This is a genomic window from Mesorhizobium sp. M2E.F.Ca.ET.209.01.1.1 (genome assembly GCF_004010375.2).
Lineage (GTDB): Bacteria > Pseudomonadota > Alphaproteobacteria > Rhizobiales > Rhizobiaceae > Mesorhizobium.
Window position 1 is genome coordinate 201,386 of the sequence record NZ_SADP02000010.1, and the last position, 18,657, is coordinate 220,042.

Annotated in this window: 17 protein-coding genes; 3 read left to right on the plus strand and 14 right to left on the minus strand. The window is 64.7% G+C overall.

The window, feature by feature from the left end; all coding sequences use genetic code 11:
- Positions 1–137: 137 nt before the first annotated feature.
- Complete coding sequence (rplS, locus tag EN852_RS19815; protein ID WP_042645484.1) at positions 138–659, minus strand: 50S ribosomal protein L19; 522 nt, start codon at positions 657–659, stop codon at positions 138–140.
- A gap of 367 nt (positions 660–1,026) precedes the next feature.
- Here rplS and EN852_RS19820 point away from each other — a divergent pair, with 367 nt between their 5' ends.
- Entirely contained in the window at positions 1,027–1,779 is a 753-nt protein-coding gene (locus EN852_RS19820; protein WP_127876553.1) for a sulfite exporter TauE/SafE family protein, read from the plus strand.
- On the opposite strand, the gene trmD is transcribed toward EN852_RS19820, so the two are convergent.
- The gene (trmD, locus tag EN852_RS19825; protein ID WP_127876554.1) at positions 1,761–2,465 is read right to left on the minus strand and encodes a tRNA (guanosine(37)-N1)-methyltransferase TrmD; all 705 of its coding nucleotides are present in this window, start codon (positions 2,463–2,465) and stop codon (positions 1,761–1,763) included. The two genes, EN852_RS19820 and trmD, sit on opposite strands and share 19 nt — an antisense overlap.
- On the minus strand, positions 2,462–3,058 hold the full coding sequence (gene rimM, locus EN852_RS19830) for a ribosome maturation factor RimM (RefSeq protein ID WP_127876555.1): 597 nt from the start codon (positions 3,056–3,058) through the stop codon (positions 2,462–2,464). Before rimM ends, trmD begins: the two co-directional genes overlap by 4 nt.
- 97 nt (positions 3,059–3,155) lie before the next feature.
- Between rimM and EN852_RS19835 the strand changes: the two genes are divergently transcribed.
- Both EN852_RS19835 and EN852_RS19840 read left to right on the plus strand, forming a co-directional pair.
- Complete coding sequence (locus tag EN852_RS19835; RefSeq protein ID WP_127876608.1) at positions 3,156–4,094, plus strand: tyrosine recombinase XerC; 939 nt, start codon at positions 3,156–3,158, stop codon at positions 4,092–4,094.
- Between the two features lie 326 nt (positions 4,095–4,420).
- Positions 4,421–5,485, plus strand: coding sequence for a TraB/GumN family protein (locus EN852_RS19840; RefSeq protein ID WP_127876556.1), 1,065 nt, complete (start codon positions 4,421–4,423; stop codon positions 5,483–5,485).
- 614 nt (positions 5,486–6,099) lie between these two features.
- On the opposite strand, the gene EN852_RS19850 is transcribed toward EN852_RS19840, so the two are convergent.
- From EN852_RS19850 to sucC, 11 genes are all read right to left on the minus strand, one after another.
- Positions 6,100–7,758 carry an acetolactate synthase large subunit gene (locus tag EN852_RS19850; RefSeq protein ID WP_127876558.1) on the minus strand — a complete coding sequence of 553 codons (1,659 nt, stop codon included), beginning with the start codon at positions 7,756–7,758 and terminating at the stop codon, positions 6,100–6,102.
- Positions 7,759–7,934: 176 nt separating this feature from the next.
- A complete protein-coding gene (gene lpdA, locus EN852_RS19855; protein ID WP_127876559.1) occupies positions 7,935–9,341 on the minus strand; it encodes a dihydrolipoyl dehydrogenase in 1,407 nt (468 codons plus the stop codon).
- Positions 9,342–9,364: 23 nt separating this feature from the next.
- Complete coding sequence (locus tag EN852_RS19860) at positions 9,365–10,120, minus strand: SDR family oxidoreductase (RefSeq protein WP_127876560.1); 756 nt, start codon at positions 10,118–10,120, stop codon at positions 9,365–9,367.
- Positions 10,117–10,638 carry a hypothetical protein gene (locus tag EN852_RS19865; RefSeq protein WP_127876561.1) on the minus strand — a complete coding sequence of 174 codons (522 nt, stop codon included), beginning with the start codon at positions 10,636–10,638 and terminating at the stop codon, positions 10,117–10,119. Before EN852_RS19865 ends, EN852_RS19860 begins: the two co-directional genes overlap by 4 nt.
- Positions 10,638–11,042 carry a hypothetical protein gene (locus EN852_RS19870; protein ID WP_127876562.1) on the minus strand — a complete coding sequence of 135 codons (405 nt, stop codon included), beginning with the start codon at positions 11,040–11,042 and terminating at the stop codon, positions 10,638–10,640. The genes EN852_RS19865 and EN852_RS19870 overlap by 1 nt, the downstream gene beginning before the upstream one ends.
- A gap of 184 nt (positions 11,043–11,226) precedes the next feature.
- Entirely contained in the window at positions 11,227–12,501 is a 1,275-nt protein-coding gene (odhB, locus tag EN852_RS19875) for a 2-oxoglutarate dehydrogenase complex dihydrolipoyllysine-residue succinyltransferase (RefSeq protein WP_127876563.1), read from the minus strand.
- 45 nt (positions 12,502–12,546) lie between these two features.
- Positions 12,547–15,534, minus strand: coding sequence for a 2-oxoglutarate dehydrogenase E1 component (locus EN852_RS19880; RefSeq protein WP_127876564.1), 2,988 nt, complete (start codon positions 15,532–15,534; stop codon positions 12,547–12,549).
- 127 nt (positions 15,535–15,661) lie between these two features.
- Positions 15,662–16,564: a succinate--CoA ligase subunit alpha gene (sucD, locus tag EN852_RS19885; RefSeq protein ID WP_127229075.1), complete on the minus strand. Its 903-nt coding sequence runs from the start codon at positions 16,562–16,564 to the stop codon at positions 15,662–15,664.
- Positions 16,565–16,576: 12 nt separating this feature from the next.
- On the minus strand, positions 16,577–17,068 hold the full coding sequence (locus EN852_RS19890; protein WP_127876565.1) for a DUF1579 family protein: 492 nt from the start codon (positions 17,066–17,068) through the stop codon (positions 16,577–16,579).
- Positions 17,069–17,071: 3 nt separating this feature from the next.
- Positions 17,072–17,443 carry a cupin domain-containing protein gene (locus EN852_RS19895; RefSeq protein WP_127304088.1) on the minus strand — a complete coding sequence of 124 codons (372 nt, stop codon included), beginning with the start codon at positions 17,441–17,443 and terminating at the stop codon, positions 17,072–17,074.
- A 4-nt stretch (positions 17,444–17,447) separates the two neighbouring features.
- Complete coding sequence (gene sucC, locus EN852_RS19900; RefSeq protein WP_127876566.1) at positions 17,448–18,641, minus strand: ADP-forming succinate--CoA ligase subunit beta; 1,194 nt, start codon at positions 18,639–18,641, stop codon at positions 17,448–17,450.
- Between the last annotated feature and the right edge of the window lie 16 nt (positions 18,642–18,657).

The window sequence follows — 18,657 nt, forward strand, 5'->3', positions numbered from 1 at the left end:
TACGCTCGAGATCACGGCATGGATTCCAGGGTCTTCGCGACGGAGCTTCGCTCCTGCTCCGCCCTGGAATGACGATGTATTGCCAAAACGAAAAAGGCGGCCGAAGCCGCCTTTCCGGAACCTGTTACGCAGAAGCCTTATTCGGCCGAAGCAGCCTCGGCGGCGGCCTTCTTCTCGGCGGCTTCCTTGGCGGCCGTCTCGGCGGCCAGCGCCTGGGCGGCGGCGACCTTCTCGGCCTCGATGCGGGCGCGCTCGGCGTTCAGCGCATCACGTTCTTCGTCGTTCAGCTTGCGGGCGCGCACGCCGGTGTTTTCCGAAATGCGGGCCGACTTGCCGCGACGGTCACGCAGGTAATAGAGCTTGGCGCGGCGCACCTTGCCGCGGCGCACGATCTCGACACCCTCGACCATCGGCGAGTAGACCGGGAAAACGCGCTCGACGCCTTCGCCGTAGGAAATCTTGCGGACGGTGAAATTCTCCTGGAAGCCGGAGCCGGAGCGGGCGATGACGACGCCCTCATAGGCCTGGACGCGGGTGCGGCTGCCTTCGGTGACGCGCACCTGGACGCGCACGGTGTCGCCCGGCTGGAATTCGGGCAGCTTGCGCTTGGCTTCGATCTTGGCGGCCTGTTCGGCCTCGAGCTGACGGATGAGATCCATCTCAAAAATCCACTTCTTGTTCTTCCGACAGTCAGAGCGTCCTCGACTCGCCTTGCAGTGCCAACGACCGCTCGGCTATGCCCTTTGTCGAAACATCGGGCAGGGACGGCTACACCGTCATTTGTTGACGGGTCCAGAAGATCGTTCTTCCGGTTCGGGCGGCGACATACAGCTATTTCGGCGCTTTGTCACGTCCAAATGCATGTCGCCCAGAAGTGTGCGCGGTTCTGGGGCGACGACATGCATCAAAAAAGGACTTTGAGGCATATTTTTTGCGCCGCTGGCACCATCTTATTGCCTCCTGCCGGGTTGCGCGAGCACGCCAAGCTTTCTAAGCCGGAAAAGTGTATTCTCGGGCCTTCCCTCCATGACGTTCTCCGATGCCGTCCTGCTCTTTCTTGCGGGCTTTGCCTCCGGCGCCGCCAATGCGGTCGCCGGCGGCGGCACTTTCCTCACCTTTGGCGCCATGACGCTGGTCGGCCTGCCGCCGATCGTCGCCAATGCCACCTCCTCGGTGACGCAGCTGCCGGGCTACATCACCTCGACGCTCGCCTATTGGACCGATATCCGGCATTTCTGGCGCGGCGCCCTGCTGCTTTGTCTGATCTCGGCTCTCGGCGCGCTGGCCGGCTCGCTCATCCTGCTCGCTCTCTCCAATCCGTCCTTCCGCGCCCTCGTGCCCTGGCTGCTGATCGCCGCGACCGCGCTGTTCGCCGCCGGGCCATGGCTGAAGCCGGCGGCGGGGCCGGAGCACCAGGCCTCGGTCGGCTCGCTCGCCGGTTCGATCGCGCAATTCGCCACCGCGGTCTATGGCGGCTTCTTCGGCGCCGGCATGGGCGTGATGATGCTGGCCACCCTTGGCCTCACCCAAGCCGGCGATTACCACCGGCTCAATGCGCTGAAGAACATGCTGTCCATCGTGATCGCGGTCGTCGCCATCCTGGTCTTCGTTTCCGGCGGAGTCGTCGCCTGGCCGCAGGCGATCGTCATGATCCCGGGCGTGGCGCTCGGCGGCTATGCCGGTGTGTGGATCGCCAAGCGCGTGCCGCAAGGCGTGGTGCGCGGCTTCGTCGTCGCGGTCGGCCTGCTTCTGGCCTTCTACTATTTCACCAAGGGCTGAGGCGTACCGCCAAGCAGGTCAGGCCGCCGCTCCCGCGTCAGCTTCTCCGCCTCCGCGCGCCGCCATTCGGCGATCTTCTTGTGGTTGCCGGAAATCAGCACGTCAGGGATTTGCCTGCCCTCGAACTCCTGCGGCCGCGTGTAGTGCGGATGCTCGAGCAGGCCATTCTCGAAACTTTCTTCCTCGCCCGACACCGCATTGCCCATGACGCCAGGCAGGAGCCGCACGACGGCGTCGAGCAGCACAAGCGCCGCCGGCTCGCCGCCCGACAGAATGAAATCGCCGATCGAGACTTCCTCGAGCCCGCGCGCCTCGATCAGGCGCTGGTCGACGCCTTCGAAGCGGCCGCACAGGATGACCGCGCCCGGCCCGGCGGCGAGCTCCCGCACGCGGGCTTGGGTCAGCGGTTTTCCGCGCGGGCTCATCAGCAGCCTTGGACGCTCATCGCCCGGCGGCGAAGCGTGGTTGATGGCGCGCGCCAGCACGTCGGCGCGCATCACCATGCCGGCGCCGCCGCCGGCCGGCGTATCGTCGACGGTACGGTGCCTGTCGGTGGCGAAGTCGCGGATCTGGATCGCCTCCAGCGACCATGTGCCGGCTTCCAGCGCGCGGCCGGCCAGCGAGAGGCCGAGCGCGCCCGGGAACATTTCCGGATAGAGCGTGAGCACCGATGCGGCAAAGCTCACCGGTTGCCCCCGGCATCCTTCGGTCCACGCGGCCTGCCCTTCGGGTCGAAGCCGGACCGGCCCGGCGCCTCGTTTTCCTCGTCATCGACCAGTCCGGCCGCCAGCGGATCGACCTCGACGAAACCGTCGGCGATCGCGACATGCGGCACCGCTGCCTGCGTGAAGGGGATCAGCACGCCCTTGCGGCCGCCAAGCGTGACGTCGAGTATGTCGCCGCCACCGAAATTGTGCACGGCGACGACCTTGCCGATGACGCCGGTATCGTCGCGGACGTCGAGGCCGATGAGATCGGCATGATAGAACTCGTCTTCCTCGCCGTCGTCCGGCAGCACCGAACGGTCGACGAAAAGCTCGGTGCCGGCCAAAGTCTCGGCGGCGTTGCGGTCGTTGACGCCCTTGAAGCGCACCACCACCACAGTCCCGGCAGGCCTGATATCGGTAATCTGGAAGGCGCGGCCATCCCTGGCATAGAGCGGGCCGTAATCGGCCAGCGCCAGCGGATCGCCGGTGAAGGTTTTCACCCTGACTTCGCCCTTGATGCCGTGCGCGGCACCGATGACGGCCATCTGTACGGGGTTTTCGAGCTTCGACATGGCGGCACTTCCTTTGCCTTGCTCTAGCCCTCTGACGCCATCATTTCAATGAGGCCCTCTTCACCGCTTCCTAACCCGCATGCATGACAATGCCGCCATGCAGGAATTCCTCATCCCAGCCAAACCCGACCTCCAGGCGGCGCGCGAGGCCTGGCTGAAGACACTGGCGCATGAGCGCCGGCTGTCGCCGGAGACGGTCGAGGCCTATGAACGCGACACGCGCCAGTTCCTGCATTTTCTCACCGGACATTGCGGCGGCCCGCCGGGCATTTCCGACATCGCCGACCTGCGCCCCGCCGATCTGCGCGGCTTCCTCGCCAAGCGCCGCAACGAAGGCGCCGGCGCACGCACGCTGGGGAGGGGCCTTGCCGGCATCCGCTCGCTGCTGCGCTTTCTCGAAAAACGCGGCCTCGTCAACGCTGCGGGTGCCATCGCTCTGCGCGCGCCGCGCCAGCCGAAATCGCTGCCCAAGCCGCTGACGTCAAGCGACGCCAGAAAGGTCGTGGCGATGGAGGGCCAACTCGCGGAAGAACCTTGGATCGCGGCGCGCAATGCCGCCGTGCTGACGCTGCTCTACGGCTCCGGCCTGCGCATCTCCGAAGCGCTCGGCCTGACGGGCGCCGATCTGGCGACGGAAGCCGACACCGTGCTCCGCGTCACCGGCAAGGGCGGCAAGACGCGGCTGGTGCCGGTGCTGCCGGTGGCCCGCAAGGCGGTCGCCGAATACCGCCGGCTCTGCCCCTTCCACATCGGCCCCGACGGCCTTTTGTTCCGCGGCACCCGCGGCGGGCCGCTCAACCCAGCCATCGTCCAACGCGAGATGGCGAAGCTGCGCTCGGCGCTGAACCTGCCCGACACGGCGACGCCGCATGCACTGCGGCATTCCTTTGCCACCCATCTGCTCGGCCGCGGCGGCGATCTGCGCACCATCCAGGAACTGCTCGGCCACGCCAGCCTGTCGACCACGCAGGTCTACACCGGCGTCGACGCCGCAAGGCTGCTCGATATTTACGAGAAGGCGCATCCGAGGGCGTGACCCCTGACTTCGTCATACTAGGGCGGAGCAGGAGCGAAGCTCCGTCGCGGAGACCCTAGTATCCATGCCGTGACCCCGGTGCTCCGCAGCGGTGCAGAATTCTGCATCGCCGCATTCCTCGGCCCAGGTAACGGAATGGATCCTCGGGTCTGCGCGCGTCGCTCCGCTCCTTGCTCCGCCCGTGGATGACGACGCGATGGGCGTTTCAGCCAATCGCCAAGCTATTCGATCGACAACCCGAGCGAACGTCAAAGCTCACCGCACCTCAAACAATTTCCCTCCGCCGATTAACCGTTTTGCCGCTTTTCAGCGCTAAGACGCTTCGCATGAAACGCGTCATCGCCATTGCCGACCGCGCGGCCCTTGTCTCGTTGAAGCTGCTTGCGGCGCTCAACCTGCTGTTTTTCCTGTCCTTTATCGTCGTTCTGCTGCTCGCCAGCCGGGCGCATGCCGAAGCCCCCAATTGCGCCGGCACCGATCTGTTGACCGCGCTGCAAAAGAGCGATCCTGCCGCCTTCCAGAAGGTCGAGGCCGAGGCGGCGGCCGTTCCGAACGGCAAGGGCCTGTTGTGGAAGCTGGAGAAGCCGGGCGAAAAACCGTCCTATCTGTTCGGCACCATGCACATGACCGACACGCGCGTCACCACCCTGCCGGCCGCCGCGCAGAAAGCCTATGACGGCGCCGGCACCATCATCATCGAAACCACCGATGCGATGGACAAGGCCAAGATGATGGCGACGATGGCCAGCGAACCCGGCCTGATGATGTTCACCGACAACACCACGCTGTCGTCGCTTTTGTCGCCGGACGATGCGGCGGCGCTGAACAAGGGGCTCGACGCCCGCGGCATCCCGCCGGCAACGGTCGCCAAGATGAAGCCGTGGATCCTGTCGGCGATGATGGCATTGCCGGCCTGCGAGGTGGCGCGCCAGTCCGCCGGAGAACCCGTGCTGGACGTCAAGCTCGCTTCGGGCGCCAAGGCCGAGGGAAAGGACGTCGAAGGGCTCGAGACCGCCGTCGATCAGCTGCGCGCCATGGCCTCGCTGCCGATCGAATTCCATATGAAGAGCCTGGTCGAGACGATGAAGCTCGGCGACAAGGTCAACGACGTCAACGAAACGATGATCGTGCTCTACCAGCGCGGCGAGGTCGGCATGTTCTGGCCGCTGTTCAAAGCAGTGCTGCCCGAGACCGCCGACGACCAGGCCGGCTATGCCGCCTTCGAGCAGACCATGATCACCAGCCGCAACAAGGTGATGGCAGCGCATGCCGGGCCGATTTTGGCCAAGGGCAACGTCTTCATGGCCGTTGGCGCCATGCATCTGCCCGGTCCGGAAGGACTGGTCGAGGATTTTCGCAAGGCAGGGTATAGTGTTACCGCCGTCAACTGAGTCGTCTGGCGGCTGGCGGACCTGAAAACGCCGGTTTTTCAGCGCTTTCCGTCCGTTCGCGTGAAACCCGATGCGGGATCAGCGCGTTGATGGCTGTTATTTTGATGACTTTCATCCAAGGAGGACACGTTTCATGGCGAACCCTAACGACCCCTTCACCCCTTCGAGCCCGCCTCCCAGATCGGGTGGCGGCGGCAGCGGGTGGCTGATCGCCCTTGTTGTCATTATCCTGGCCATTGTTGCGTATTATGTCTTTGGCAGAAGCGGCGGCGAGCATGCCCCGGCCCCGGCTGAACCGCCGGCGGCCAGCACGCCAGCCCCGGCGCCTGCAACGCCTGCTCCGGCTCCAGAGCCGGCACCCGCGCCCGCCCCGGCTCCTGCACCTGCACCTGCGCCGGCCCCTGCGCCAGCCCCGGCTCCGGCACCGGCTCCGGCTCAGTAATCGGACTGCAGCCTGAAAACGAACGGCTCGCCGAAAGGCGGGCCGTTTTGTTTTTTGGCGCTGTCACCAGCGTCGGAAAACGCCGTCGCACTATCCAGAATTGCTCTGGAGCATGATGCCGAAAAGCGTGAAGCGGTGAATTCAGCTCGATACGACCTGAATTCAGCCGCTTCTATTCATCCGCCATGGGACTGGCCGGCCAGGGCAGCCGATGGCGCAGCTCTTCGACCAGGACCCGCTCATTCTCCGAATAGTCGATCGGAACAACGACGAGATTGACGCCGCCCGCGGCAAAGGCCTGCTCCAGGGCTGGTCTCAACTCGGCGATGGCGCTTACCCTGGTGCCCTTGGCGCCGTAGGCTTCGGCATAACGAACGAAATCGGGATTGCCGAAGGTCATACCGAAATCGGGAAAGTCGTCGACCGCCTGTTTCCAGCGGATCATGCCGAAGGCATGGTCCTCAATGATCAGGACCACGAGGTTGAGCTTCAGCCTGACGGCGGTTTCCAGCTCCTGGCTGTTCATCATGAAGCCGCCGTCGCCGCAAACCGCCATGACGCGGCGTTCCGGAAAAAGCATCGCCGCCATCATCGCCGACGGCAGGCCGGCGCCCATCGTAGCCAGCGCATTGTCGAGCAGCAGCGTGTTGGCGACGCGCGTGCGGTAGTTGCGCGCGAACCAGATCTTGTACATGCCGTTGTCGAGCGCCAGGATGCCGTCGGCCGGCATCACCGCGCGCACGTCGTGCACCAGGCGCTGCGGCGTGAAGCGGTCCTCGGTGTCGCGCGCCGCGATGCGGCCCAATATCCCCTCGCGCAGCGGCAGCAATGCCTGTGCGTTGGGAATTTTGCCCTCCAGGCGGTCGGCCAGCAGCCTGAGCGACGCGCCGATATCGCCGATCACCTCGGTTTGCGGGAAATAAACCTGTTCGACAGTGGCCGGCTGGTAGCCGACATGGATGACCTTCGGCCCGTCGGCGCCCATGATGAAGGGTGGCTTCTCGACCGTGTCGTGGCCGATCGTGATGATGAGATCCGCCCGCTCGATCGCCTCATGCACGTAGTCGCGCTCGGACAGCGCGGCCGTGCCCATATAGAGCTCGGTGCCGCCCGGCACCGTGCCCTTGCCCATCTGGGTGGTGAAATAGGGAATGCCGGTCCGCAGAACGAACTGGGCGAGGTCCGAGGTCGAGCGCGGCCGCGAGGCGGCGGCGCCCATCATCGCCAGCGGCCGCTCGGCCTCGATGATCATCCGCGCGGCGCGGTCGAGCGCAAGCGGGCTCGCCAGCGGCAGCTCGACCGGATGCGGCGGAATCGGCGCCAACGCGTCGCATTCCTCGGCGGCGATGTCCTCTGGCAGCTCCAGATGCACCGGTCCCGGGCGCTCCTCGCCGGCCACGCGGAAAGCCTCGCGCACCACGCCTGGGATCATCCTGGACGAGACGATCTGACGCGAAAGCTTGGTCAAGGGTTTCATCGCCGCGACGACGTCGACGATCTGGAACCGGGCCTGCCTGGACGACCTGACGCCCTTTTGCCCGGTGATCATGACCATGGGCATGGCCCCGAGCAGCGCGTAGGCCGCGCCTGTCGTCAGGTTCAAGGCGCCCGGGCCAAGCGTGGTGATGCAGACGCCGGGCCTGCCGGTGAGCCGGCCGTGGGTGGCGGCCATGAACGCCGCCGCTTGCTCATGACGGGTCAGGATCAGCTCGATCGAGGATTTGCGAATGGATTCGACGACGTCGAGATTCTCCTCGCCCGGTATGCCGAAGATACGGTCCACGCCTTCATTCTCAAGGGCGGCAACAAGCAGATCGGAGCCTTTGGACACGAGGGTATCTCCTAGAGCATGTCTCCCGAAAGTGGGAACCGGTTTCGGGATAAAGACATGCGTAGAACCAAGAACCTAAAGCGCATGGAGCGAACCTGAAAGATCGCGACGCGCTTTAGGCGAACCGTGCGAGACGGGCCATGCCGAACGCTGACGCGCGTATTCGGGATGACGCCCTAGATATGAATCGGCTTGAAGAATGTCGCCAGCGCCGCTTCCTTCACCGCTTCCGACATCGTCGGATGCGCGTGGCAGGTGCGGGCGAGGTCTTCAGACGAGCCGCCGAACTCCATCAGCACCGCGGCCTCGTGGATCATCTCGCCGGCGCCGAAGCCGACGATGTGGACGCCGAGCACGCGGTCGCTGGCCTTGTCGGCCAGGATTTTCACGAAGCCGTCGGTGTGCAGCATGGCGCGCGCGCGGCCATTGGCGCTGAACGGGAATTTGCCGACCTTGTAGTCGACGCCGGCCTTCTTCAGTTCCTCCTCGGTCTTGCCTACCGAGGCGATCTCCGGACTGGTGTAAACGACGCTCGGGATGACGTCATAATTCACGTGCCCGGCCTGGCCGGCAATGGTCTCGGCCACTGCCACGCCCTCGTCCTCGGCCTTGTGCGCCAGCATCGGCCCGGCGATCACGTCGCCGATGGCATAGATGCCGGGCACGTTGGTCCTGAGATGCCCGTCGGTCTTGACCCTGCCGCGCTCGTCGACTTCGACGCCGGCTTCCTTCAGCCCGAGGCTGTCGGCATAGGGGCGGCGACCGGTGGCGACCAGCACCACATCCGCCTCGATCGTCTCAGCGGCACCGCCCTTGACCGGCTCGAAGGTGACGGCGGCCCCCTTCTTGGCCTTGGCGACGCCGGTGACCTTGGCGCCGAGCTTGAACTCGAAGCCCTGTTTGGAGAGCAGCCGCTGGAACTGCTTCGACACCTCGCCGTCCATGCCGCCAAGGATGGTGTCGAGGAACTCGACGACGGTGACCTTGGCGCCGAGCCTCGCCCAGACCGAGCCGAGCTCCAGCCCGATGACGCCGCCTCCGACCACCACGAGACGCTCCGGCACCTTGGCCAGCGACAGCGCGCCGGTGGAGGACACGATCACCTTCTCGTCGAAATCGACCTTGACGCCCGGAATGCCGGCGACATCAGAGCCGGTGGCGATGACGATGTTCTTCGTCTCGATCTCCTCGACCTTGCCGTCCTCGCCGGTCACCGACACCTTGCCGGCGCCGACCACCTTGCCGGTGCCGCGGAAGGAATCGATCTTGTTCTTCTTGAACAGGAAGGCGACGCCGTTGACGTTAGACGCCACCGTGGTGTCCTTATGCGTCATCATCTTCTTCAGATTGAGCTTCGGCGCCGGGATCTCGACGCCCAGCGTATCGAAGGCATGGCCGGCCTCGGCAAACATCTCGGAGGCGTAGAGCAGCGCCTTCGACGGGATGCAGCCGATGTTGAGGCAGGTGCCGCCGAAGGTGGCGTTCTTCTCGACCACCGCCGTCTTCAGCCCGAGCTGCGCCGCCTTGATGGCGCAGACATAGCCGCCCGGCCCCGATCCGATGATAACGACGTCATAAGCCATGATCTTATCCCTTTTGCTGGCGCCTAGCGGCCGCCGCTCACATTGAGGATCGCGCCCGTTATATAGGAGGCCGCGTCCGACAGAAGATAGAGGACCGCGCTGGCGACTTCGTCCGCCGTGCCGGCGCGTTTCATCGGCAGCAGATCCTGCATCCGCGCCACGCGGTCCGGCTGGCCGCCGGAAGCATGGATTTCAGTCTCGGTGATGCCGGGGCTGACCGCGTTGACGCGGACGCCTTCCAGCGCGACTTCACGCGCGAGCCCGATGGTCATCGTGTCGATCGCGCCTTTGGACGCGGCGTAGTCGACATATTCGCCGGCCGAGCCGAGCCTGGCGGCAGCGGACGAGATGTTGACGATGGCGCCACCCTTGCCGCCATGCCGCGTCGACATGCGCTTCACCGCCTCGCGGGCGCACAGGAACGAGCCGACGACATTGATGCGCATCATGCGCTCCAGACGCTCGGCACTCATCTCGTCGACACGCGCCTTGAGGTCGACGATGCCGGCATTGTTGACGAAAGCGTCGAGCTGGCCGAAGACCCGGTCCACGGCTTCGAACATCGCCGTGACATCGGCTTCGTTGCCGACGTCGCCCTTCACTGCGAAGGCATCTCCACCCGCGGCCTTGAGCTCGGCGACCAGCGCATCCGCTGCGGCCTGGTTGGACACGTAATTCACCGCCACCCGGTAGCCGGCCCGGTTGGCCTGCCGGCAGATGGCCGCCCCGATGCCGCGGCTGCCGCCGGTGATCAGCAGCGTCTTTTTCTCGGCGCTCATTCCTGGCAGCCTTTCAGCACGAAGATATCCCACGGCACCTTGGAGAAGCCGGCGGGACCATAAGCCGCCGACATTTCGAGTGACGGCCCGAGATCGGGAAAGATCAGGCTTTTCGGCGCGTCGACGCCCTCCGCCGGCAGCAGGCCGACGCCACCCTTCTCGTCGGCGGTGTAAATGACGCCTTCCCACACCGTGCATGCGGCGAGCTCCTCGCCGGTGACGTCGCCGGTCGGGCATTTGTACATCAGCGAGCCATGCGGCCGCGCGGCCGATCCTTCGGTCCACATGGCGATGCCGTCCAGCACGACATTGTTGTCGAGGATCATGCGGAAGGCATTGGTGATCGTCGCCGAAGTGCCGGCCGGGGCGAAGTCGATCTCGGCGCCGCTCTGCGCCTCGCCATAGACGGCGAGCTGGATCGGGCAGGCGGCCTGGGCTGCGTTATCGGCCAGAACACCGACCGAAATCGAAACAAGACCGCAAATCACCTTCCATAGATTGCAGGTGCCCGACATCATCAGAGGACACGCTCTATAGCCGCTGCGATCTCTCTGGCTCGCCGTTCGCCACCCTGATACGAAGGATGCTGGGCGCCAACATAGTCGATGTCGCTCAACTGGCAGGCCTTTTGAGCCGCGCCGCCAAGCGCGACCGGCGTGCGACCGCCCAGCTCATGTCTCAAGACCCTGTCGACCGAGGTGCGATAGACCTCGAAAGCAACCGACGAACCCATAGTTGCCGGAGGAAGGAAGACACATGCCTGCGTTATGTAGATGTCCTGCCGTGTCATTCCCAGAATTTCCAGCGCTCGATCAAGCCATCGGTTAGTTGGGATATCCGGCAAATAGCCAAGTTTCCTGACAAAGGTCAGGCGCGCGGGGCTGAGTGACTCAAGCTCCTGCCAACCAAACCAGTTATTCAAGAGTATGAGGGGTCCACTGAGCGACCGTGAACTACGCTGGTTCGGAACTACATAGTTGCCGTCCCAACCGGCCTCGCTCAACGTTCTCATTTTAGCGGAGGCTGCCGCGAAACAGTCTTCGACGGCCAGAGCTCGCCTTGCTCTAATGGCTAGGCGATATTGCTCTTCCGTCAAAGCCATCTGATTACAGGTCCAGCACCAGGCGCTCGGGATCCTCCAGGCTTTCCTTCACGCGCACCAGGAAGGTCACGGCTTCCTTGCCATCGACGATGCGGTGGTCGTAGCTGAGCGCCAGATACATCATCGGGCGGATGACGATCTGGCCGGCGACCACCACCGGCCGGTCCTGGATCTTGTGCATGCCGAGGATGCCCGACTGCGGCGCGTTCAGGATCGGCGTCGACATCAGCGATCCATAGACGCCGCCATTGGAGATGGTGAAGGTACCGCCCTGCATGTCGGCGACCGACAGCTTGCCGTCGCGCGCGGCGAGGCCCAGCCTGCCGATCTCCTTCTCGATCTCGGCGATGGACATCTGGTCGGCGTCGCGCACCACCGGCACCACCAGGCCCTTGTCGGTGCCGACGGCAACGCCGACATGGGCGAAGTTCTTGTAGATGATGTCGGTCCCGTCGATCTCGGCATTGACCGCCGGGATCTCCTTCAGCGCATGCGTCACCGATTTGGTGAAGAAGCCCATGAAGCCGAGCTTCACGCCATGCTTCTTCTCGAACACGTCCTTGTACTTGGCCCTCAGCGCCATAACCGCGCTCATATCCACCTCGTTGAAGGTGGTGAGCATGGCGGCGGTCGACTGCGCTTCCTTCAAGCGGCGCGCGATGGTCTGGCGCAGCTTGGTCATGCGCACGCGCTCCTCGCGCGGTGCATCCTCGGCCGCGGACGGCGCACGGGCAACGACCGGCGCGGGTGCCGCCTTCGGCGTCTCGGCCGGCTGCGAGGGCGCGCCCTTGGCGATGGCGTCGAGCACGTCGCCCTTCAGCACCTGACCGCGCTTGCCAGAACCGGAGAGCTGGTCGACCGAGAGATTGTGCTCCGCGATAAGCTTCGCGGCAGCCGGCGCCGGCGGCATGGTGCGCGGCTCGATCGGGCCGGCGTCGCCGGCGACCTTGGCGGTCTCGGCGGCGGCCTGCTTGGTGGTGGACGCGGCATCCGGGCTGGAGGCCTGCGCCACCGCCTGCGGCTTGGTGGCCGGGGCCGCGCCGCCCGCCGAAATCGAGCCGAGCAGCGCGCCGACATTGACCGTCTCGCCTTCCTTGACGGTGATCTCGGAGAGCGTCCCGGCGCCCGCGGCGGGCACTTCCACCGTCACCTTGTCGGTTTCGAGTTCAACCAAGGGCTCATCGGCGGCGATCGCGTCGCCGACCTTCTTGAACCACTTGCCGACGGTCGCCTCGGTGACGGATTCACCCAGAGTGGGGACGCGGATTTCGGTAGCCATTGTGCCTGTCCGTTCTCTTGTCTTCTTGAGGTCTGTTTCGTCAGATTATTCGCCGAGAGCGTCGTCGAGCAGCGCCGCCAGCTGGCTGAGATGCTTCGACATCAGGCCGGTTGCCGGCGAGGCCGAAGCCGGCCGCCCGGTGTAGCGCACCCGCTGATGCTTGGCGTCGATATGCGCCAGCACCCATTCGAGATAGGGGTCGATGAACGACCAGGCGCCCATGTTCTTGGGCTCCTCCTGGCACCACACCATCTCGGCATTGCGGAAGCGCGACAGTTCGGTGATCAGCGCCTTGGCCGGGAACGGATAGAGCTGTTCGACGCGCAGCAGATAGATGTCATTGATGCCGCGCTTCTCGCGCTCCTCGTAGAGGTCGTAATAGACCTTGCCTGAGCACAGCACGACGCGGCGGATCTTGGAGTCCTTGACCAGCTTTATCGGCTGGTCGGCCAGGAGCTGCGCATCGTCCCACAGCAGGCGATGGAACGAGCTCTCGCCCGACATTTCCGGCAGCGTCGACACCGCCCGCTTGTGGCGCAGCAGCGACTTCGGCGTCATCAGGATCAGCGGCTTGCGGAAGTCGCGCTTCAGCTGCCGGCGCAGGATGTGGAAATAGTTGGCCGGCGTGGTGACGTTGGCGACCTGCATGTTGTCTTCCGCGCAGAGCTGCAGGAAGCGCTCCAACCTGGCCGACGAATGCTCCGGCCCCTGGCCCTCATAGCCATGCGGCAACAGGCAGACGAGGCCCGACATGCGCAACCACTTGCGCTCGCCGCTGGAGATGAACTGGTCGAACACCACTTGGGCGCCGTTGGCGAAGTCGCCGAACTGCGCTTCCCAGAGCGTCAGCGCCTTGGGCTCGGCCAGGCTGTAGCCATATTCGAAGCCGAGCACCGCCTCTTCCGACAGCATCGAGTTGATGACTTCATAGCCGGCCTGCGCCGCCGACAGATTGTTGAGCGGGATGTAGCGGGTCTCGTCGCGCTGGTCGTAAAGCACCGAATGGCGCTGCGAGAAGGTGCCGCGCTCCGAATCCTGACCGGAGAGCCGGATCGGATTGCCGTCGAGCAGGATCGCGCCGAAGGCGAGCGCCTCGGCCGTCGACCAGTCGATACCTTCGCCGGACTCGATCGCCTGGCGGCGGTTCTCGAGGAAGCGCAGGATCGTCTTGTGCGCCTCGAAATCCTTCGGCACCTCGGTCAGCTTCTTGCCGATCTCCTTCAGCGTGCGCACCGGCACAGCGGTCTTGCCGCGCCGTTGTTCATCCTGGTTGTCGGCGGTGCGCAGGCCGGACCACGCGCCGTCCAGCCAGTCGGCCTTGTTTGGCTTGTAGGACTGGCCGACTTCCCATTCGGCTTCCAGATGCGCGCGCCAGTCGGCCCGCATCTTGTCGACCTCGGCCTGGGTGACGTGGCCTTCCGCGATCAGCCGGTCGGCATAGATCTGCACCACCGTCTTGTGGGTGCGGATGTTGCGGTACATGATCGGCTGGGTGAAGGCCGGCTCGTCGCCCTCATTGTGGCCGAAGCGGCGGTAGCAGAACATGTCCACCACCACCGGCTTGTGGAACTTCATGCGGAACTCGGTCGCGACCTTGGCGGCATGCACCACCGCCTCCGGGTCGTCGCCATTGACGTGGAAGATCGGCGCCTCGATCATCTTGGCCACATCCGACGGATAGGGCGAGGAGCGCGAGAAGCGCGGATTGGTGGTGAAGCCGATCTGGTTGTTGATGATGACGTGCAGCGTGCCGGCGACGCGATGGCCGCGCAGGCCGGACAGGCCGAGGATCTCGGCGATCACGCCCTGGCCGGCGAAGGCCGCGTCGCCATGCAGCAGCAGCGGCATCACCTTGGCGCGCTCCGACAGCGGCACGACCTCGCCACGCTCGCGGCCGGCGAACTGGTCCTGCTTGGCGCGCGCCTTGCCCATCACCACCGGATCGACGATTTCCAGATGCGAGGGGTTGGCCGTCAGCGACAGATGCACCTTGTTGCCGTCGAACTCGCGGTCCGACGAGGCGCCGAGATGGTACTTCACGTCGCCCGAACCTTCGACTTCGTCAGGCGCGGCCGAGCCGCCCTTGAATTCGTGGAAGATGGCGCGGTGCGGCTTCGCCATCACCTGGGAAAGCACGTTGAGGCGGCCGCGATGCGCCATGCCGAGCACGATTTCCTTGAGACCGAGCTGGCCGCCGCGCTTGACGATCTGCTCCAGCGCCGGGATCAGCGACTCGCCGCCGTCGAGGCCGAAGCGCTTGGTGCCCTTGTACTTGACGTCGATATACTGCTCGAAGCCCTCGGCCTCGATCAGCTTCGACAGGATCGCCTTCTTGCCGGTTGCGGTGAAGGTGATCTCCTTGTCGGCGCCTTCGATGCGCGCCTGGATCCACGCCTTCTCTTCCGGATCGGAAATGTGCATGAACTCGACGCCCAGCGTCGAGCAATAGGTGCGGGTCAGGATGTCCAGCATCTGCCGTATCGTGCCGAATTCGAGGCCCAGCACATTGTCGAGGAAGATCGGCCGGTCGTAATCGGCCTCGCTGAAGCCGTAATTCTCCGGCGATAGCTCGTTATAGTCCTCCAGCGGCTTGGCGATGCCGAGCGGATCGAGATTGGCGTGCAGATGGCCGCGCATGCGGTAGGCGCGGATCATCATGATGGCGCGGACCGAATCGCGCGTCGCCTGATGCACGTCGGCGTCGGAAAGCACGGCGCCGTTGACGACCGCCTTTTCCTTGACCTTCTTTTCGATCGTCTTTTCGACCAGGCCCCAATTGCCGTCGAGCGCCGAGACCAGCTCGCCATTGGCCGTCATCGGCCAGGAGGGCTTCGCCCAGGAGGCGCCCTTGGCGTTCTTGCGCACATCGCCCGCGTCGTCCTTCAGCGCAGCGAAGAAATCCTGCCATTCCGGATCGACCGAAGCCGGATTGTCCTCATAGGCCGCGTAGAGCGCGTCGATATAGTCGGCATTGCCGCCATAGAGGAACGAGGTGAGCGAGAATTGGTCGTTGGCCTGATCTTGTCTTGCCATTTTTCGTCTGCGGAGCCTGGCTCCGTCTCCTTTTCAGAGCGAATAGGGAGTAGCGAATAGCGAGTAGGGTGACCCAGTCGCTGCGTTACTTTGTTTCCCTATTCGCTATTCACTATTCGCTACTCACTTAACCCTTGATCGCCTCGACCAGCGTCGTGCCAAGCCTTGCTGGCGACGGCGAAACCTTGATGCCGGCCGATTCCATGGCCGCGATCTTGTCTTCCGCGCCGCCCTTGCCGCCCGAGATCACCGCGCCCGCATGGCCCATGGTGCGGCCGGCCGGCGCGGTACGCCCGGCGATGAAGCCCGCCATGGGTTTCTTGCGGCCGCGCTTGGCTTCGTCCTTGAGGAACTGCGCGGCGTCTTCCTCGGCCGAGCCGCCGATCTCGCCGATCATGATGATCGACTTGGTCTCGTCGTCGGCGAGGAACATCTCCAGCACATCGATGAACTCGGTGCCCTTGACTGGGTCGCCGCCGATGCCAACCGCCGTGGTCTGGCCGAGCCCGACATTGGTGGTCTGGAAGACTGCCTCATAGGTAAGTGTTCCCGAGCGGGAAACAACGCCGACCGAGCCCTTGCGGAAGATGTTGCCGGGCATGATGCCGATCTTGCACTCGTCCGGCGTCAGTACGCCCGGGCAATTCGGGCCGATCAGCCGCGAGGTCGAGCGGTCGAGCCGCGCCTTGACCTTGACCATGTCCATCACCGGGATGCCCTCGGTGATACAGACGATCAGCGGGATCTCGGCCTCGATCGCCTCGATGATCGCCTCGCCGGCGCCCGCCGGCGGCACATAGATGACCGAGGCGTTGGCGCCGGTCTTGGCCTTGCCTTCGGCGACGGTGGCGAAGATCGGCAGGCTTTCGCCCTTCGAGCCGGTCCAGGTCTCGCCGCCCTTCTTCGGATGGATGCCGCCCACCATCTTGGTGCCGTGATAGGCCAGCGCCTGCTCGGTGTGGAATGTGCCGGTCTTGCCGGTCAGACCCTGCACCAGCACCTTGGTATTCTTGTCGATGAGAATGGACATGGCGGCCCTTTTCTAAAAACCGTTGATCGTGGAAGGCGAGACGCGCCGGTAGAGGCCGCTCACCATGTCTTGCCAGGCATCGCTGCCTGCGGGTCTGAACTCAAGTTTCATGCGGTAGGCGTCGGTGCCGTCAAAACCATACGTCACGCGGGCGGCGCCGCGCGGCGACGAGCGTTCGAGCATGAGCTCGCTGCCGTTCCAGAGGCCGGTGGCGGGTGATGCCGGCACGAACCCCATCGAGTCGAACTGATGCATGGTGACGACGCTGTTCTGCTGGTCGAAGCCGAACACATTATGCGCGCCGAACGAAACCGTGCCGTCGCGGCGCTGGCGGTAGCGCTGCATCACGAACAGGCCGCCGAACTCAGCCTCGGCCTGAACTTCCGAAGTCGCCGTGCCGGCATCGGTCCATTGCGTCGCCGCGACCTCTTCCTCGCCGCGCCATGCGCCGACCAGCGCCTGCAGGCGTTGGTGACCATCCGACAAGGAGGAGAACGCGTTCATGGCTCAGAGCCGCTTCAGGTCGGTGACGGTGAGGTCACTCCGGGCATTGCCGGTGTTCAAGGTCGTCGCCGGCTCGAACATCAGTACCACGGGCTCCTTGGTCAGCGAGCGCGGCCGGTGCTCGACGCCGCGCGGCACGACGATGAAATCGCCCTCGCCGAGCTCGACCGGCCCGTCGCGGAAATCGATGGCGATCCTGCCGCGCAGCACGAGGAAAGCCTCGTCCTCATTGTCATGCGCGTGCCAGTCGAAAACCTCGCCGAACTTGGCGACCTTGGCCTGGCTGTCATTGACGTCGCCGGCGATGTGCGGATCGAAGACCTTGGCGATCTTCTGATCCGCCGCCTCGACCAGGTTTATCTTGCGCGGAGGCATCCGCTCAGCCCTTCACCGCCTTGACGATCTTCTTGGCCGCATCATCCAAGTCATCGGCCGAGACGACATTCAAGCCGCTGTCGTTGATGATCTTCTTGCCGAGCTCGGCATTGGTGCCTTCCAGACGCACGACCAGCGGCACCTTGAGGCCCACTTCCTTGACAGCCGCGATCACCCCCTCGGCGATGACATCGCATTTCATGATGCCGCCGAAGATGTTGATCAGGATGCCCTCGACCGCCGGATCCTTGGTGATGATCTTGAACGCCGCCGTGACCTTTTCCTTCGAGGCGCCGCCGCCGACATCGAGGAAGTTAGCCGGCTCAGCGCCATAGAGCTTAATGATGTCCATCGTCGCCATGGCAAGGCCGGCGCCGTTGACCATGCAGCCGATATTGCCGTCGAGCGCGACATAGGCGAGGTCGTATTTCGACGCCTCGATCTCCTTCTCGTCCTCTTCCGTGGTGTCGCGCAGTTCCATCACGTCGGGGTGGCGGAACAATGCGTTGTTGTCGAACGACACTTTGGCGTCGAGCACGCGCAGATGGCCGTCCTTCATGACGATCAGCGGGTTGACCTCGAGCAGGCTCATGTCCTTCTCGACAAAGGCCTTGTAGAGGATCGGGAACAGCGAGGCGCCGTCCTTCGCCGCATCGCCGTCGAGCTTCAGCGCCGCGTTGAGCGTCTTCACGTCATCGGCCGTGACGCCCTTTTCCGGATCGATGGCGACGGTGACGATCTTTTCCGGCGTGTCATGCGCGACCGTCTCGATGTCCATGCCGCCTTCGGTCGAGACGACGAAGGCGATGCGGCCGACGGAGCGGTCGACCAGGATCGAAAGATAGAGCTCGCGCTCGATGTCGGCGCCGTCCTCGATATAAAGGCGGTTGACCTGCTTGCCGGCCGGACCGGTCTGCTTGGTGACCAGCGTGTGGCCGAGCATCTCGTTGGTGTTGGCGACCACTTCGGCCGCCGACTTCGCCAGCCGCACGCCGCCCTTGGCGTCGGGGCCGAGCTCCTTGAACTTGCCCTTGCCGCGACCGCCGGCATGGATCTGGCTTTTCACGACATAAAGCGGGCCGGGCAGCGCCTTGGCGGCGGCTTCCGCCTCGCTTGCCTTGAACACCGGAACGCCGCTTGCCACCGGCGCGCCGAACGTCTTCAGCAGCGCCTTGGCCTGATACTCATGGATGTTCATGCGCTTGATCTCCGGG

Coding starts and splice junctions, on each gene's coding strand:
- rplS (WP_042645484.1), bottom strand. CDS start 659: ATGGATCTCATCCGTCAGCTCGAGGCCGAACAGGCCGCCAAGATCGAA.
- EN852_RS19820 (WP_127876553.1), top strand. CDS start 1,027: ATGACGTTCTCCGATGCCGTCCTGCTCTTTCTTGCGGGCTTTGCCTCC.
- rimM (WP_127876555.1), bottom strand. CDS start 3,058: ATGTCGAAGCTCGAAAACCCCGTACAGATGGCCGTCATCGGTGCCGCG.
- EN852_RS19835 (WP_127876608.1), top strand. CDS start 3,156: ATGCAGGAATTCCTCATCCCAGCCAAACCCGACCTCCAGGCGGCGCGC.
- EN852_RS19840 (WP_127876556.1), top strand. CDS start 4,421: ATGAAACGCGTCATCGCCATTGCCGACCGCGCGGCCCTTGTCTCGTTG.
- lpdA (WP_127876559.1), bottom strand. CDS start 9,341: ATGGCTTATGACGTCGTTATCATCGGATCGGGGCCGGGCGGCTATGTC.
- EN852_RS19860 (WP_127876560.1), bottom strand. CDS start 10,120: ATGAGCGCCGAGAAAAAGACGCTGCTGATCACCGGCGGCAGCCGCGGC.
- EN852_RS19865 (WP_127876561.1), bottom strand. CDS start 10,638: ATGATGTCGGGCACCTGCAATCTATGGAAGGTGATTTGCGGTCTTGTT.
- odhB (WP_127876563.1), bottom strand. CDS start 12,501: ATGGCTACCGAAATCCGCGTCCCCACTCTGGGTGAATCCGTCACCGAG.
- EN852_RS19880 (WP_127876564.1), bottom strand. CDS start 15,534: ATGGCAAGACAAGATCAGGCCAACGACCAATTCTCGCTCACCTCGTTC.
- sucD (WP_127229075.1), bottom strand. CDS start 16,564: ATGTCCATTCTCATCGACAAGAATACCAAGGTGCTGGTGCAGGGTCTG.
- EN852_RS19890 (WP_127876565.1), bottom strand. CDS start 17,068: ATGAACGCGTTCTCCTCCTTGTCGGATGGTCACCAACGCCTGCAGGCG.
- EN852_RS19895 (WP_127304088.1), bottom strand. CDS start 17,443: ATGCCTCCGCGCAAGATAAACCTGGTCGAGGCGGCGGATCAGAAGATC.
- sucC (WP_127876566.1), bottom strand. CDS start 18,641: ATGAACATCCATGAGTATCAGGCCAAGGCGCTGCTGAAGACGTTCGGC.